Below are 15,763 nucleotides of genomic sequence, written 5' to 3'. Positions count from 1 at the left end.
GCTAAGCTCTGGCGGTGCCCGTCTTCCTGGCCGTCGATCTCGGCGCGGAGAGTGGCCGGGTGCTGCGCGGCTCGCTCCGTGACGGCCGGCTCACGGTGCGGGAGGTCCGCCGATTCACCAACCGTCCGGTGGCGTTGCCTCAAGGGCTGCACTGGGATGTGCTGGCGCTGTTCGCCGACCTGTCGGAGGGCCTCGACGCGGCGGTGTCGGAGTGCGGGTCCGAGGCCGCCGGCGTGGGCATCGACGCCTGGGGCAACGACTTCGCCCTTCTCGACCGCGACGGGCGGCTCGTCGGCAACCCCTGGCATTACCGGGACCCGCGGACGCGTGCCAGCACCGCCCTCGTCGCCGCCCGGGTCGGTGCCGGCGCCATCTACCGGACGACCGGCACGCCGCCGTTGCCGATCAACACGGCGAGCCAACTGGTGGCGATGGAAGGCTCGCCGCAGCTCGAGGTGGCGCAGCGGTTGGTGATGCTGCCCGACCTGTTCGGCTTCTGGTTGACCGGGCACCTCGCCACGGAGCAGACCATCGCGAGCACGAGCCAGCTGCTGAACGTCGCCACCCGCACGTGGGCGATCGACGTGATCGACAAGCTCGGTATCCCGCGCCGGCTCTTCGACTTCGACGTGGTGCCCGCGGGCGTCCGGGTGGGCACCCTGCTCGACCATCCGCGGGTTCCACTGTGGACGGTCGCCGGCCACGACACCGCGTCGGCCGTCGCCGCGGTGCCGGCCACCGCGCCGACGTTCGGCTACATCTCGTCCGGTACCTGGTCGCTGGTCGGGTTGGAGCTTTCCGCACCGGTGCTCACCGACGCGGCGATGGCGGCCGGGTTCTCCAACGAGGCCGGCGTCGACGGCACGATCCGGTTCCTGCGCAACGGCACCGGCCTGTGGCTGCTGCAGCGGTGCCGGGCGGTATGGGACTCGCCGCCGTACGCCGATCTGGTCGCCGCGGCGGCCGACGCACCCGCGTTCCAGGGGCTGGTCGACCCGGACGCTCCCGAGTTCGTCTCGCCGCCGGACATGCCGGCGCGGATCGCGGCCCGGTGCCGGGAGACCGGGCAGCCGGTGCCGGACGACCGCGCCTCGGTGGTGCGCTGCATCCTGGAGAGCCTCGCCTGCAAGCACCGGTGGACGCTGGAACAGGCGGAGGAGTTGTCGGGTGTCCGGGCCGACGTCATGCACATCGTGGGTGGCGGCGCCGCGAACCCGTTGTTGTGTCAGCTCACCGCGGATCTGAGCGGCCGGCCCGTGCTGGCGGGCCCGGTCGAGGCGACCGCGGTGGGCAACCTGCTCCTGCAGGCGCGGGCGACGGGCGCACTGACCTCGCTGACCGAGCTCCGGGACGTGGTGGCACGATCTCTTCCACCGCGCCGGTTCGAGCCGCACGGGTCCGCCGCGGTCGAGGCGGCCTACGCGCGGTTCCGCCGGTTGCTGGACAGTGGTGACAGGATCTGACATATTTTGCCAAGGTGCGACCGGGGAGGTGTCGTCAGTGCTGATCGCTGAGCGTCGGCGGCGGCTGCTCGATCACGTGCGCGATCGGGGCTACGTCTCGTTCCGCGAGCTCGCCGAGGCGCTGGACATCTCCGAGTCGACGGTCCGTCGGGACTTGCGCTCGATGGTCTCCGACGGGCTGCTCACCGCGACCCGCGGCGGCGTGGGGCCGGCGTCGTCAATCGTGGCGGCGCGGGCCGAGCCGACCACGGGCCATGACCGTGACCACCGCGCCGGCGCGGCGCCGGCGGCCCGCGGCGGCCACCCGTCCGACCCGCAGCGCGCCGAGCGGGAGGCGATCGCCGCCGCCGCGGCGGCGCTGGTCGTCCCGGGCAGCGCGATCCTCCTCGGCCCCGGCCGGACGACCACCGCGTTGGCCCGCAACCTCGCCACGATCAGCCACCTGACCGTCGTCACCAACTCGATCACCGTCACCGACGCGCTGGTCCCCGCGCCACAGATCGACGTCCTGCTGATCGGCGGCGCGCTGCGCCGCTCGATCGGCGCGGTCGTGGGTCCCATCACCGAGCAGGCGCTGCAGGGGCTCCGTGGGGCCCAGGTGTTCCTCTCCGGCGAGGGCGTGACGGTCGAACGGGGTCTTACGACGCCCAACGTCTTCGCCGCCGCGACCGACCAGGCGATGATGGCCGCCGGCAGCCAGGTGGTGGTGCTGGCCGATCACACGAAGCTGGGCCGCGACACCATGTGTCAGACCGTTCCCAGCGAGCGGATGGACATCCTCGTCACCGACGAGCGGGCCGACGCGGACGTCGTGCGCCGGTTGCGCACCGAGGGCATCGACGTGCGGATCGCGTAGCTCGCGCTCCCGGCACCACCCTGGCGCGTTTTCTGTCATCCGCGTCGACACTCTTGACAGAACTTGGCATGTTGCGACTAGGATCCGACCACGTTCAGTCAAACTCTTTCATCTTGTGGCGTCGAGCCGCCCTTCCCCGGGCTGCGACGCCCGCTCCGCCGTACCTATGGAAAGGGAGGCACCCGATGCCTCGGTCCAGAAAACTCTTCCGTGGCACAGCAGTCGGCACCGTCCTCGCCGTGTTCGTGCTCGGCGCCGGTGCCTGCACCAAGAGCGCCGACGACGCCGACAAGACCGGCGCCCAGGGCGACTCCGCCCAGCAGGTCCAGGCGACCTCCGGGGCGGGCGGATGTACGCCGGAGAAGTACAACGGCGGCGTTCCCAAGCTCGACCTGAAGAACATCACCGTCGGCTTCGCGCAATCGGAGAAGGAAGCCAACCCCTTCCGGATCACCGAGACCCAGTCCATCAAGGACGAGGCGGCCAAGCGCGGCATCAAGCTGATCACGACCAACGCCCAGTCGGACCTCAACAAGGAGATCGCCGACATCCAGGGCATGATCGCGCAGGGTGCCAAGGCGCTGATCATCTCGCCGCTCAACTCCGAGGGCCTCGACCCGGCGCTCAAGGCGGCACAGGACGCGAAGGTGCCGGTCATGACCATCGACCGGTTGCTGACCACGAAGACCGCCTGCAAGGACTACCTGGGCTGGATCGGCTCGGACTTCGTCAAGCAGGGTGAGCGGGCGGCCGACGCCATGATGAAGGCGACCGGTGACCAGGGCGACGTGGCGATCCTGCTCGGCGCGTCGGGTGTCAACGTCACGGTCGACCGCACGAAGGGCTTCAAGGACCAGCTCGTGGCGAAGGGCTCCAAGCTGAAGGTCGTCGCCGAGCAGACCGGCGACTTCACGCGGGAGAAGGGCCAGAAGGTCACCGAGCAGCTGATCTCCGCCAACCCGAACATCACGGCGATCTACGCCGAGAACGACGAGATGGCGCTGGGTGCCGTGGCGGCGCTCAAGGGCGCGAACAAGAAGCCGGGCGACGTCAAGATCATCACGATCGACGGCACCAAGGGCGCGGTGCAGGGCATCGTCGACGGCTGGATCGCCGGGGTCATCGAGTCGAACCCGCGCTTCGGTCCCCTTGCCTTCCAGGCGCTCGAGGACTTCTACAGCGGCAAGGGCGTCGCGGAGAAGACGATCATCTCGGACAAGGAGTACACGAAGGAGAACGCGCAGGCCGAACTGGTCAACGCGTACTGACGGGTGTGAGCCGCATGACGACCCCCGCCATCGACGTCCGGTCGGTGAGCAAGCAGTTCGCCGGTGTCCGAGCCCTCGACGGCGTCTCGATGCAGCTGCGGGCCGGCGAGGTGCACGCGCTGGTCGGCGAGAACGGCGCCGGCAAGTCGACCCTGATCAAGCTCATCACCGGGGTGTACCGGCCGGACGCGGGCGAGGTGCGCTTCCTCGGCGAACCGGTCGCGTTCGCCGGGCCCCGCGACGCGCAGGCCGCCGGGATCAGCACCATCTACCAGGAGGTGAACCTGGTGCCGCTGCAGAGCGTCGCCAGCAACCTGTTCCTGGGCCGGGAACCGAGGAACCGGCTCGGCCTCGTCGACCGCCGGCGGATGTACCGGGCAGCGCGGGACACGCTGGCCCGGTACGGCATCACCGTCGACGTCCGGCGCCGGCTCGGCGAGCTCGGGCTCGGCGTGCAGCAGATGGTCGCGGTGGCCCGGGCGCTGTCGACCGACGCCCGCGTGGTCATCATGGACGAACCGACCTCGTCGTTGGAGCCACGCGAGGTCGACCTGCTCGCCGGGGTGATCGACGTGCTGCGCCGCCAGCGGGTCGCCGTCCTGTACGTGACGCACAAGCTCGACGAGGTCTTCCGGTTCTGCGCGCGGGTCACCGTCCTCCGGGACGGCCGGCTCGTGCACAGCGGCCCGGTCGCCGACACCACCCGGCTGCGGCTGGTGGCGACCATGCTCGGCCGCGACGTCGACGAGGTGCGCGAACACGGCGCGACGACGTTCACCGACGAACATCGCGGCGTCACCGGCGCGCCCGTGCTGCAGGCCGCCGGGCTCACCCGGCGGCCGTTGCTCGACGACATCACCGTCGACGTGAACGCGGGTGAGGTCGTCGGCCTGGCCGGACTCCTGGGATCGGGGCGCACGGAAACGGCGAAGGCGGTCTTCGGCGTCGACCCGGTCGACAGCGGATCGGTCAGCGTCGGTGGCCGCGCGCGGCGGCGGTGGTCACCGGCGTCGTCCGTCCGTGACGGTCTCGCGATGATCCCCGAGGACCGCAAGGCGGAGGGCATCATCGCCGACCTGTCCGTGCGCGACAACATCGTGTTGGCGGCACTGCCGCGGCTCACCACCGGTGGATTCCTGTCCGAACGCCGGCAGGCGGAGCTCGTCGACACCTTCGTCGAACGCCTGCGGATCAAGGTCGCGAGCACCGACCAGAAGGTGCGCGAGCTGTCCGGGGGCAACCAGCAGAAGGTGCTGCTGGCCCGGATGCTGTGCCTGCACCCGAAGGTGCTCATCCTCGACGAGCCCACCCGCGGGATCGACGTCGGCGCGAAGTCGGAGATCCAGTCCCTCATCGACGAACTCGCCGAGCAGGGCCTCGGCGTCCTGCTGATCTCCTCCGAGCTCGAGGAGGTCGTCGAGGGCGCCGACCGTGTGCTGGTCCTCCGTGACGGCGCGGTCGTCGGCACGCTGCGCGGCGACGAGATCAGCGAGGACCGCATCATGCGCACCATCGCCGTCGCGTCGGAGTCGGCGTCGGAGGCCGGGTACGAGCCGGGGGACCGCGATGCCTGACAGCCGCACCGCGCGCCGGCGGAGCGTCGACGTACCGGACCTGGTCCAGCGGACGGGTGTCTACGTGGCGACCGCGCTGTTGCTGGTCTTCAACCTCATGTTCACGCCGCACTTCGCCACGGTGACCAACCTGCGCCTGCAACTGGTGCAGGTCGCACCGGTGGCCATCGTCGCCATCGGGATGGCGCTGGTCATCGCCACCGAGGGCATCGACCTGTCGGTCGGTTCGACCATGGCGATCAGCGCGGCGCTGCTGCCGTTGTACATCGGCTACGGCGTGTGGCCCGCGATCGCGATCGCGCTCGTGGCCGGCGTCGCGGTCGGTCTGGTGAACGGTTCCCTCGTGGCCTTCGCCGGCATGCAGCCGATCATCGCGACGCTCGGTCTGCTCGTGGCCGGCCGCGGGCTGGCGCTGGTCTTCACCGACGGGCGGCTGACCGAGCTGTTCGACCCGACCCTCGACGCGCTGGGCAACGGGGCGGTGCTCGGCGTCCCGATCAGCGTCCTGATCGTGCTCGCGGTCACCGCCGCCGCCGGGCTCGCGGTCCGCCGGGCGGCGTTCGGCCGGCGGGTGCTCGCGGTCGGTGGGAACCGGGCGGCGGCCACGCTCGCCGGTCTACCGGTCAAGCGGACGCTCGTCACGGTGTACGTGGTGAGCGGGGCGCTCGCCGCCGGCGCCGGGGTCCTGAGCACCGCGCGGCAGGGCGCGAGCGACCCGTCGTTCGTCGGTCTGCTCATCGAACTGAGCGCCATCACGGCGGTCGTCGTCGGCGGCACACCGTTGTCCGGTGGCCGCGTCCGCATTCTCGGCACACTGATGGGAGCGCTGCTGATGCAGCTCATCACGGCAACGGTGATTCAGCAGAACCTGCCGGACTCCGCCGCCCGCATGATCCAGGCGGGCATCATCGTCGCGGCGGTGTACGCGCAACGCGGACGGAGCCGGGCTTGACCTCCCACGCGCGGCGCACCGGGTCGGGCGGATCGCATGACGACGGCTGAGAACGCGGTCGGGACACCGCCACGACGGCTGGGCCTGTCGCTGCGCGGCCGGCGGTGGCCGGCCGAGCGGGCCGGTGCGCCGATCGTCCTGGCGCTGGTGCTCGTCGGTGGTGCGGTGGCGTTCGGCGACAGCTTCGCCAGCGCACAGAACCTGGGCAACATCGCGCTCGACGGGTCCTACCTTCTGCTGATCGCCATCGGGATGACGTTCGTCATTCTCAGCGGTGGCATCGACCTGTCGGTGGGTTCGCTGCTGGCGCTGTCGGGCGTGCTCACGGCGTACGGCGCGCGCTGGGGCAGCGTTCCGGCCATCGTGTTGCCGTTGCTGGTGTGCGCGGTGTTCGGTCTGGTCAACGGACTGCTGATCGCGCGGGCGCGGATCGCTCCGTTCATCGTCACGCTGGCCGCGCTGCTTTTCGCCCGTGGATTGGCGTTCGCCGTCGCCGACGAGGGGAACACGGTCTTCATCATCCCGGCGGATCTCACGTTGACCCGGCTCGGCCAGGCCCGCTGGCTGGGCCTGCACGCGCCGGTGTGGCTCGCGCTGCTGGCGTTCGCGGTCGGCGTGGTGGTGCTCAACCGGACCCGGTTCGGCCAGTCCGTGTTCGCCGTCGGCGACAACCAGGAGGCGGCGGAGCTGATGGGCGCACCCGTCGCCCGGGTGCGGCTGCTGGTCTACGTGATCAGCGCGGTTCTGGCCGGGGTCGCCGGTGTCCTCGTCGCCGCGCAGACACAGTCGGGCCTGCCGACGATCGGCGAGGGGCGGGAACTGGAGGCGATCGCCGCGGTGGTCATCGGGGGGACCCTGCTGTCCGGTGGTGCCGGTTCGCTGAGCGGGACCCTGGTGGGAGTGCTGCTGCTGAAGGTGATCCAGAACCTGATCAACCAGGTGGGCACGCTCACGTCGTACTACCAGCAGGTCGTCAGCGGGACGTTCCTGATCGTGGTGGTGCTCGTCCAGTCCCGGCTGGCCCGGCGGAGGCCCCGGTGAACCGGGCCGCGGCCTACGCTCCCGGCGTGGTCCGGCGCGGCGACCGCGGCACGGGCGCGCCGGTGCGGGTCGCCGTCGTCGGAACGGGCGAATGGTGGGGACGCCAGCACGCGGAACTGTTCGCCAGCCGCACCGACGCGTCGCTGGTGGCGGTCGTCGGACGCGATCCGGCGCGCACCGCCGCCCGCGCGCTGGAGTTCAGGACGCGGGGTTACGTCGACGTCGAGGAGATGATCGACCGCGAACGGCCCGAGCTCGTCACGGTCTGCCTGCCGAACGAGGCGCATTTCGCGCCGACGCTGCAGCTCATCCGGTGCGCGGTGCCGCTGCTGGTGGAGAAGCCGTTGGTGTTCTCGCTGGACGAGGCCGACATCCTCATCGCGGAGGCGGAGGCACGCCGGCTGTTCGTCGGGATCAACTTCAACCACCGGTACGCCCGGCCGGTGCGCCTGGCGTTCGACGCGATCGCCCGCGGCGACCTGGGCCGGCTCGCGTTCGCCACGTGGCGCTTCGGCGGCGAGGCGGGCACCGGCCGGCACCCGCACGCCAATCTCATCGAGACCCAGTGCCACGGCTTCGACATGCTGGAGCACCTGTGCGGACCGATCACCTCGGTCATGGCGCAACTGGCCGACCCCAGCGGGAACGGCTGGTCCACCCTCGCGGTCGCGTTGCGCTTCGACAACGGCGCGGTCGGCAGCCTGATCGGAAGCTACGACTCGTCGTACGCCTACCCCGACACGCACGTCGTGGAGCTGAACGGCACCGCCGGTCGGGTGCAGATCCACGACACCGTGCGCCGGTTCAGCCTGCAACGCGCCGGCGACGAGACCGCACACGTCTGGCGGGCCGGCTACTTCAACGACACCGACCGCAGCTTCCATGCGACGTTCGACCGGCACGTCGACGAGGTGTTCGCGGCGCTGCGCGACGGGCGTGAGCCGCCGGTCCCGATGGCCGCCGGGCGGCGCGCCCTCGTGCTGGCCGACGCGGTCGTGCGCTCCTTCGAGACCGGCACGCGAGTGTCCACAGTGGAGTAGCGGACATGTACGGAAGAGACGTCCTCGACGGCGAGGTCGACCGGTTCACGCTCGGCAACACACAGGGCATGCGCGTACGGATCCTGACGTTCGGCGGGATCATCCAGTCGATCGAGGTTCCCGACCGGCGCGGTCGGGTGTCGAACGTCGTCCTGGGTTTCGCCGGTCTCACCGACTACGTGGAGCGCAGTCCGTACTTCGGATGCATCACCGGCCGCTACGCCAACCGGATCGCGCTGGGCCGGTTCACCCTCGACGGTGCCAGCTACCGGCTGCCGACCAACGACGGTCCGAACAGCCTGCACGGTGGCACCGTGGGCTTCGACAAGCACGTCTGGAAAGCGACGCCGTTCGAGCGGGGCGACGCGGTCGGCGTCCGGATGCGGCACATCAGCCCGGATCTCGACCAGGGTTACCCGGGCACCCTGACCACGACGGTCACGTACACGCTCACCTCCGACAACGCCCTCCGGATCGGGTACCGGGCCACGACCGACCGGCCGACGATCGTCAACCTCACCAACCACACGTACTTCAACCTCGCCGGCGAGGGCTCCGGCAGCGTCGAGGGCCACGTGCTGCGGATCGACGCCGGCCGGTACACGCCGGTCGACGAGACCCTGATCCCGACCGGCAGCATCGACCCCGTCGCCGGAACGCCGATGGACTTCACCCGGCCGGTCGCGATCGGCGAGCGGATCCGCGACGACTTCCCGCAACTGGTCAACGGTGGTGGCTACGACCACAACTGGGTCCTGGACCGGGAGCCGGGCTCCGGTCTGGTGGAGGTGGCCACGGTCGTCGAGCCGCAGAGTGGACGCGTGCTGACGGTGCTGACCGAGGAGCCCGGAATCCAGTTCTACTCCGGCAACCTCCTCGACGGGACACTGACGGGCACCAGCGGACGCGCCTACCACCGGGGCGCCGGCTTCGCGCTGGAGACCCAGCACTTCCCCGACTCCCCGAACCACCCGAACTTCCCCACCACGGTGCTGCGGCCGGGACAGGTCTACCGGACCACCACCGTCTACCGGTTCAGCACGAGCCGATAATGCAGGTCGTGCTCGGACTGATCGGCGACGTGCTCGGCTGGCTGCTCGTCGCCGGGATCGCGGCGGTCAGCGCCTGGGCCGCGCGCCTCGTCGTGCGCGCGGCCAACCGGGCTCCGGGGCGCAACGCGCTGATCAGGCTCCACGAGGCGGGCGCGGTGGCGATCGCGGTCCGCGGCGTGATCACCGGCCCGTCCACCGTCCGCGGCCCGCTGACCGGAGCGCCGGGTGCGCTGGCGACGACCTCCGTCACGGCTGCCGACCAGCCGCACCCGTTGTGGCAGTGGACGTCCGCCGGGGACATCCAGGTCCGTTACGACCAGGAGATCCGCACCCGGCGGAAGCAGGTCACCCACCGGCCCGGCACGCTGGCGGTGCGCGCCGACCGGATCGTCGTGGACGTGCCGGTGGGTCACGTGACCCGGTTCCCGATCGACATCGCCATGCTGGACCGCCTTTCCGCGGTGGGGCTGCCGGCCGCGGTGCGCGCCCGGATCGAAGCCGATCCGGGCCGCTTCACGGTCGCCGAGCACCTCCTGTCGCCGGGCGACGTCATCCACCTGGCCACCGAACCCACGCCGAACCCGTCCCCGGATCCGCGGTTCCACCTGTCGGCCGGCGCCCAGGGTTTCGTGGCCGCCGGCCTCGGCATTGTCACCTGGCTGCTGGTGCCGGTGGTCCTGTTCGGGCTGCTGTGCGCCGCGTCCATCGCGTACGTGCTGATCTCCGGGGGATAGGCCGGGTCCTACTTGAACTGGCTCACGTTGTCCTTCGTGACGATTTCCGTACCGGTGTCGACGTTGGCCGACACCTGCTCCCCGCGGGCGGCGGCGACGGCGGTCTCGATACCGAGGGAACCCATCTTGGCCGGGAACTGCGCGACGGACGCGGCCTGCTCGCCGTTGGCGATCGCGGTCAGCTCGTCGGGGGAGGCGTCGAACCCGACCACGGTGATGGCCCCCGCCTTCTTGTTGGCGGCCTTGATCGCCTGCAGGGCGCCGGTGATGGGCGGTCCGCACGCGCCGTAGATCGCGGTGACGTTCGGGTTGGCGGTGAGGATGTCCTGTGCCGCGTTGAGGCCCTTGGTCTGGTCGCAGTCGGTGGCGGGCTCGGCGACGATCGTGGCGACGGTTCCCAGTCCCTGCTTGAGGCCCTTGACGCGATCGTCCAGCGACGGGTTGCCCAGCCGACCCTGGAGAACGGCGAGGGTGGAGCCGGGCGACAGCTTCTTCGCGAGCCACTCGCCGGCGAGCTTGCCACCGGCGAGGTTGTCGGTCGCCACCACCGACGACTTGCCGTTCCAGCCCGGGATGTCGTTGTCGACGAGCACGACCTTGATGCCCGCCTTCACCGCCTTGTCAAGGGCGCCCTGGACGTTGGGGCTCGTCGGCGTGACGGCGATCGCCTTCACGTCCTGGGTGATCATGTTCTCGATGATGGCGATGACGCCTTCGTCGTCGGTGCCGCTCTTTCCCTGGCCGAAGACGACGTCGACGTCCTTGTGGTCGGCGTCGTACTTCTTGACCGCGTCGACCATGGTGTCGTAGAAGTCCACCGGGAACTTGGTGATGAAACCGACCTTGATGGTGTCGGAGCCGGCGGCCGGGTCGTCGGAGCCGCAGCCGGCCGCGGCGATGGCGACGGCCACGGCGACGGTGAGGGCAGGCGCAAGCAGGGATCGGGTGCGTTTCATGGAGTCAGTCCCTTCGGGATCGACGTGGGATGGGGGAAGTGCCGCAGGCACACGGTGCGTGCCTGCGGGGTGGGGTGGCGGCGTCAGGCGCCGACGATCAGCGAGACGATCCGCTGTCGGGTGTCCGGGTTGGGCACTTCCTCGCCTACCTTGCGGCCCCGCCTCATGACGGCGGCCCGGTCGGCGATTTCGATCACGTGGTCCATGGCGTGTGAGATGACGATGACGGCCCGGCCTTCGTCGCGAAGGCGGATGATCAGGTCGAGGACGCGCCGGGACTCGCGGAGTCCGAGCGCGGCGGTCGGTTCGTCGAGGATGACGATGCGGGAGTCGAACGCGGCCGCGCGGGCGACGGCGATCGCCTGGCGCTGACCGCCGGACAGCAGGCCGACGGTGGACTGGCCGCCGTGCACCTGGACCTGCAGCCGGTCGAGGACGTCGGCGGTGGTTTCGGCCATCGCGCGGCGTCGCAGCACCCGCAGTCCCCGTGGTAGCCATCGCGGCCCGGCCGATTCCCGCCCGGCGTAGAAGTTGGCCGCCGGATCCAGATTGTCGAACAGCGCCAGGTCCTGGTAGACGGTTTCGATGCCGTGGGCGCGGGCCGCCGCCGGCGAGTGGAGGTCGACCGGCGTGCCGTCGAGTTCGACGTGTCCGGAGTCGAGCCGGTGCACCCCGCTGATGCACTTGATCAGCGTTGACTTTCCGGCGCCGTTGTCGCCCAGGAGAGCGAGAATTTCGCCGTGGTGGACCTCGAGGTCGACTCCGTCGAGCGCGACGACGAGCCCGAATCTCTTCACCGCGGCGACCACGCGGAGCGCCGGTACCCGGGCGGTGGCGGTCATGACTGCGCCGCCCGCATCACCCGGAACCGCCGCTCCAGCACGCCGCGCACGACGTCGAGTTCCACCGCGACCAGGATCACCAGGCCGATCACGATCGGCTGGACGAAGGCGTCGACGTTCAGGAGGTTCATCGCGTTGCGGATGACCCCGATCATGAAGGCTCCGATCAGCGCGTTGCCCACCGTCCCGCGTCCACCGAGGAAGCTCGCCCCGCCGATCACGACCGCGGCGATGGCGTCGAGCTCGGCGAGTTCCCCGAAGGTCGGTGAGCCGGCGTTGAGGCGGCCGGAGGTGACGATCGCCGCGATGCCCGCGGACAGACCGCTGAGCGCGTACACCGAGATGAGCACGCCGTTGACGGGGATCGCCGAGCGACGCGCGGCGTCGGGGTTGCCGCCGACGGCATAGATCCACCGTCCCCAGACCACGCGTGTGGTCAGGAACAGGACCGCGAGGGCGAGCGCGATGACGAGGAACGTCGAGTACGGGAGCCACCCGATCGAGCCCCCGCCGATCTGCTGGACGAGGTCGGGCATTCCCCGGTGCGGCTGGCCACCGGCGAGCCACAGCGCGAGGCCGTGGGCCACGCTGAGCGTCGCCAGCGTGACGATGAACGGGTGCGGCAGGCGGCCCCACACGAGTCCGGTGCCGTTCACCAGACCCACGGCCAGGCCGGTGCCGAGCATCGCCAGCACGACCAGTGGCGTGGACGGGACAGCCTCGAACGTCAGTGCGCCGACGACGGCCGCGAGAGCGATGGTGGAGCCGACGGAGAGATCGATGCCGCGCGTGATGATGACGAGCAGCTGTGCGATCGCCAGGATCGCGATGACCGCCGTCTGCGCGAGCACGTTGCCGAGGTTGCGGGTGGTGAGGAAGACCGGCGACAGCATGCCCGCCGCCGCGATGACCGCGACGAGCATCAGCGCCGGACCGGTGCGGATCACCGCGAGCGCGATGCTCGGCCAGGTGGGGCGCCGCGAGGGCGGACCCGTCTTCGGAGTGACGTCGGGCTCGGTCGTGCTCACGGCCATGCGTCCACCTCGTTCCGGACCGCGCACGGCGACGGGTGCGCACTACGGGCGGTGAACGTAGTACGGCAATCCCGTCAGGATTGATAAGATGTTTTATACGCGGCGGCAGACTTCTCGTCTAGTCTCCAAACGGCTCGGGCGGCCATAAATCGAGGTCATACCACAAAAATGCTTGCTTAGCGGTGCGCAGATCGCAGACGCGTTAGCTTCATCGATCACGGATTCATCTGATGTTCGTGCCATGCGGAGCTACGCCGGATCCTCGGTCGGCTGCTGACTCAGGACGGTGCGCAGCCACGACTCGGACGTGTTGACGTGGGCCAGGGCATCCCCGCCGGCCGGTGGCGCTCATTGCGCGCACCGCGTCCTCGACCCCGATGATGTGGCGCCGGGGTCGAGCCGGCCACGCCGCTCCTACCGCCGCGCCGCGGCCTCACGCCAGTACGCGCCGTCGGGATAGCGGTACGTCGCAAGGGACTCGGGTTGCATGCGGGCACTGTATCCGGGATCCGTCGGCGGCCGGTGCCACGCACCTTCGACGACCGCGGGACTGCTGAAGTGCTCGTGGAGGACGTCGACGTGCTCGATGAGCCGCCCGACCATGCTGCCGCTCACACAGATGAAGTCGATCATGGCGATGTGTTGAACCAGCTCGCTCAGCCCGACGCCATCGCCGGGATAGCACACCGGAACGCCGAACTTCGCCGCGAGCAGCAGCACCGGCACGATCTCGTTGACGCTCACCAACCGGCCGGGGTCGATCCGGCAACAGTCGACGGCGCGGGCCTCCACCATCCGCTTGACCATGACCCGGCTGTGGCAACTGCCGACCGTCGCCACGCCGACCGGTGACAGGGCCGCCCTGATGGAGGCGTGCCCGGCGACGTCGTCCGGATCCGTCGGCTCCTCTATCCACAGTGGACCGAACTCGGCGAGCTCGGTGCCGTGGTGGATGGCTTCCTTCACGTCCCACCGGTGTCGGGCGTCGACGAGCAGCGTGGCGTCGGGACCCAGCGCCGCGCGGGCGGCGGCCAGCCTCCGTCTGACACCGCCGACGTTGCCGCCGACCTCGACCTTGACGGCGTGCCACCCGTCGGCGACCGCGTTCTCGTAGAACGTCCGTAGCTGCGCGTCGGTGTGGCCCGGCGGGCCCGGAACGCTGGTGTACGCCGGATACCCGACCTGGGCGAGATGCCGCACCCGCTGCGCGCGGGTGGGAGCGAGTCGCTCGAGCATCTCCACCGCCTCCTGCCGGGGCAACGCGTCGGACAGCGGCCCGAAGTCGCACGCCGCCACCAGTTCGGTCGGTTCCATCTCCGAGACCAGGCGCCACACCGGTTTCCCCGCCCGCCGGGCCACCAGATCCCAGACCGCCGTCAGCACGGCGGCGGTGGCGAGCCGGACCACAGCCGTGCCCGCGTCAGGTTCGCCGGCCTCGACGAGTTGTCGGTACGTCGTCCCGAGCGACGCGGCCACGTCGTCCACGTCCCGACCCAGCAGCGGTGCGGCGACCCGGCGCGCCGCGGCGACGCACACGGGGTTGTCTCGGCCGATGGTGAACGCGAGGCCGTGGCCGGCCAGTTCGGTGCTGGTCCAGATCGCCACGTACGCGACGGAGTGCTCCCGGTCCGGATGCGTCGGCGGGCACCCGGGCCGGACCCGGGCGGTGGGAAAACGGACGTCGACGACGTCGATCGCGGTGATCGTCGGCATGGCTGAACTCCGATGCGGGAGAGACGGGCGGCGTTACCGGTTCACGACGCGACGGGGGCCGGAGCCGGCCGGGTGACGGCTCGCGCGGTCACCAGCAGCCGCCGCCCTGCCTGGTCCGGCCGCACCGAGGGCCCCTCGCCCACGTCGTCGTGCGGCCGGAGAGGGGTGGCGGCGATCGCGGCCTCGTCGACCCTGATGCCCAGTCCGGGCGAGTCGGCCAGGATGAACGCGCCGTCCTCGATCGTCAGGTCGAAGGAGACCCCGACCGGCGGCTGGAGGTCCTGGAGCTCGCTCACGAGGTGGTTTGGCGTCGACGTTGCGGCGTGCAGCAGCGCGATCGGAGTGTTGCCGATCGGGCTCACCGGAAGATCGTGCGCGTTGGCGAGCGCGGCGACCCGGAGGAAGTGCGTGATGCCCCACACCGCGGCGATCTGGACCACGTCGACGGCTCCGGCGGCGACCAGTGGACGGAATTGCTCCAGGCCGGTGAGGTTCTCGCCCGTCGCGACCGACGCGTGGACCGCGCGACTGACCACGGCCAGACCCTCGGCGTCCCAGCGCCGGACGGGCTCCTCGATCCAGGTGAGGTCGAGGATCCGCTCGATCTCCTGGACGTGCCGAACCGCCTGCTTGCGGGTCCACGACTCGTTGACGTCTAGCATCAGGCTCGGCCGCGAGCCGTGCGCGGCGTCGGTCAGAACGTCGCGCACCAGGGTCAGACGGTGGCGGTCGCGCTCGATGTCGAGGCCGCCCTTGAGCTTGGCCGCGCGTAACCCGTACCCGGCGAAGGTCCGGTAGACCGAGACGAGCTCGCTGTCGGTCAGGCCGATGTCGAGGCCGGAGGCGTAGGCGGGGACTGTGCGGTCGCGTCCACCGAGCAGGCGCCACAACGGCTCGCCCGCCGCCTGTGCCTTGATGTCCCACAACGCGGTGTCCAGCGCGCCGATGGTTCCGAACACGGCGCCCGCGTGGCCGGCCTTGAACGTCCGCCGCAACATGCGGTCGTAAAGCGCGGTCACGCTGCGCGGGTCCTCGCCGTCGATGGCGGCGAACACCGAGTCGACCTGCACGTGCGGGCCGAGGCCGACACCGGTGATGCCCTCGTCGGTGTCGACCAGGATGATCGGCACCGACACGATCCCGTCGGCGTAGACGCCGTTGGCGTCGCCGATGGGTCGACCCCAGTCCTGGACCGTCGTCAGGGTCCGGTACCCGGTAATCCGCATGTCAGCCCTTCG

14 protein-coding genes are annotated in these 15,763 nt (G+C 70.6%); 9 read left to right on the top strand and 5 right to left on the bottom strand.

What is annotated here, in order from left to right:
- Positions 1-14 precede the first annotated feature (14 nt).
- The 9 genes from Vau01_RS08945 (at position 15) to Vau01_RS08905 (ending at position 9,980) form a co-directional block, all read left to right on the top strand.
- A complete protein-coding gene (locus Vau01_RS08945; RefSeq protein ID WP_203989160.1) occupies positions 15-1,463 on the top strand; it encodes a rhamnulokinase in 1,449 nt (482 codons plus the stop codon).
- 37 nt (positions 1,464-1,500) lie between these two features.
- Entirely contained in the window at positions 1,501-2,319 is an 819-nt protein-coding gene (locus tag Vau01_RS08940) for a DeoR/GlpR family DNA-binding transcription regulator (RefSeq protein WP_203989158.1), read from the top strand.
- A gap of 185 nt (positions 2,320-2,504) precedes the next feature.
- Positions 2,505-3,587: an ABC transporter substrate-binding protein gene (locus tag Vau01_RS08935; RefSeq protein WP_203989156.1), complete on the top strand. Its 1,083-nt coding sequence runs from the start codon at positions 2,505-2,507 to the stop codon at positions 3,585-3,587.
- A gap of 14 nt (positions 3,588-3,601) precedes the next feature.
- Positions 3,602-5,161 carry a sugar ABC transporter ATP-binding protein gene (locus Vau01_RS08930; RefSeq protein ID WP_203989155.1) on the top strand — a complete coding sequence of 520 codons (1,560 nt, stop codon included), beginning with the start codon at positions 3,602-3,604 and terminating at the stop codon, positions 5,159-5,161.
- The gene (locus Vau01_RS08925) at positions 5,154-6,113 is read left to right on the top strand and encodes an ABC transporter permease (RefSeq protein ID WP_203989154.1); all 960 of its coding nucleotides are present in this window, start codon (positions 5,154-5,156) and stop codon (positions 6,111-6,113) included. The genes Vau01_RS08930 and Vau01_RS08925 overlap by 8 nt, the downstream gene beginning before the upstream one ends.
- A 36-nt stretch (positions 6,114-6,149) precedes the next feature.
- Positions 6,150-7,154, top strand: coding sequence for an ABC transporter permease (locus Vau01_RS08920; RefSeq protein ID WP_203989153.1), 1,005 nt, complete (start codon positions 6,150-6,152; stop codon positions 7,152-7,154).
- Entirely contained in the window at positions 7,151-8,194 is a 1,044-nt protein-coding gene (locus Vau01_RS08915; RefSeq protein WP_203989152.1) for a Gfo/Idh/MocA family protein, read from the top strand. Before Vau01_RS08920 ends, Vau01_RS08915 begins: the two co-directional genes overlap by 4 nt.
- A gap of 5 nt (positions 8,195-8,199) precedes the next feature.
- Positions 8,200-9,246 (top strand): aldose epimerase family protein, encoded by a 1,047-nt coding sequence (locus Vau01_RS08910; protein ID WP_203989151.1) that lies wholly within the window; start codon positions 8,200-8,202, stop codon positions 9,244-9,246.
- An 8-nt stretch (positions 9,247-9,254) separates the two neighbouring features.
- Positions 9,255-9,980, top strand: coding sequence for a hypothetical protein (locus tag Vau01_RS08905; RefSeq protein ID WP_203989150.1), 726 nt, complete (start codon positions 9,255-9,257; stop codon positions 9,978-9,980).
- 8 nt (positions 9,981-9,988) lie between these two features.
- On the opposite strand, the gene Vau01_RS08900 is transcribed toward Vau01_RS08905, so the two are convergent.
- From Vau01_RS08900 to Vau01_RS08880, 5 genes are all read right to left on the bottom strand, one after another.
- A complete protein-coding gene (locus Vau01_RS08900) occupies positions 9,989-10,936 on the bottom strand; it encodes a sugar ABC transporter substrate-binding protein (RefSeq protein ID WP_203989147.1) in 948 nt (315 codons plus the stop codon).
- Positions 10,937-11,019: 83 nt separating this feature from the next.
- Positions 11,020-11,778 carry an ATP-binding cassette domain-containing protein gene (locus Vau01_RS08895; protein WP_203989145.1) on the bottom strand — a complete coding sequence of 253 codons (759 nt, stop codon included), beginning with the start codon at positions 11,776-11,778 and terminating at the stop codon, positions 11,020-11,022.
- Positions 11,775-12,812, bottom strand: coding sequence for an ABC transporter permease (locus Vau01_RS08890; protein ID WP_203989144.1), 1,038 nt, complete (start codon positions 12,810-12,812; stop codon positions 11,775-11,777). Before Vau01_RS08890 ends, Vau01_RS08895 begins: the two co-directional genes overlap by 4 nt.
- Before the next feature lie 414 nt (positions 12,813-13,226).
- Complete coding sequence (locus tag Vau01_RS08885) at positions 13,227-14,525, bottom strand: enolase C-terminal domain-like protein (protein ID WP_203989142.1); 1,299 nt, start codon at positions 14,523-14,525, stop codon at positions 13,227-13,229.
- Between the two features lie 41 nt (positions 14,526-14,566).
- Positions 14,567-15,751 carry a mandelate racemase/muconate lactonizing enzyme family protein gene (locus tag Vau01_RS08880; protein ID WP_203989140.1) on the bottom strand — a complete coding sequence of 395 codons (1,185 nt, stop codon included), beginning with the start codon at positions 15,749-15,751 and terminating at the stop codon, positions 14,567-14,569.
- Positions 15,752-15,763 lie beyond the last annotated feature (12 nt).

The organism is Virgisporangium aurantiacum (assembly GCF_016863635.1).
GTDB lineage: Bacteria > Actinomycetota > Actinomycetes > Mycobacteriales > Micromonosporaceae > Virgisporangium > Virgisporangium aurantiacum.
This window is presented reverse-complemented; position numbering and strand designations above follow the sequence as displayed.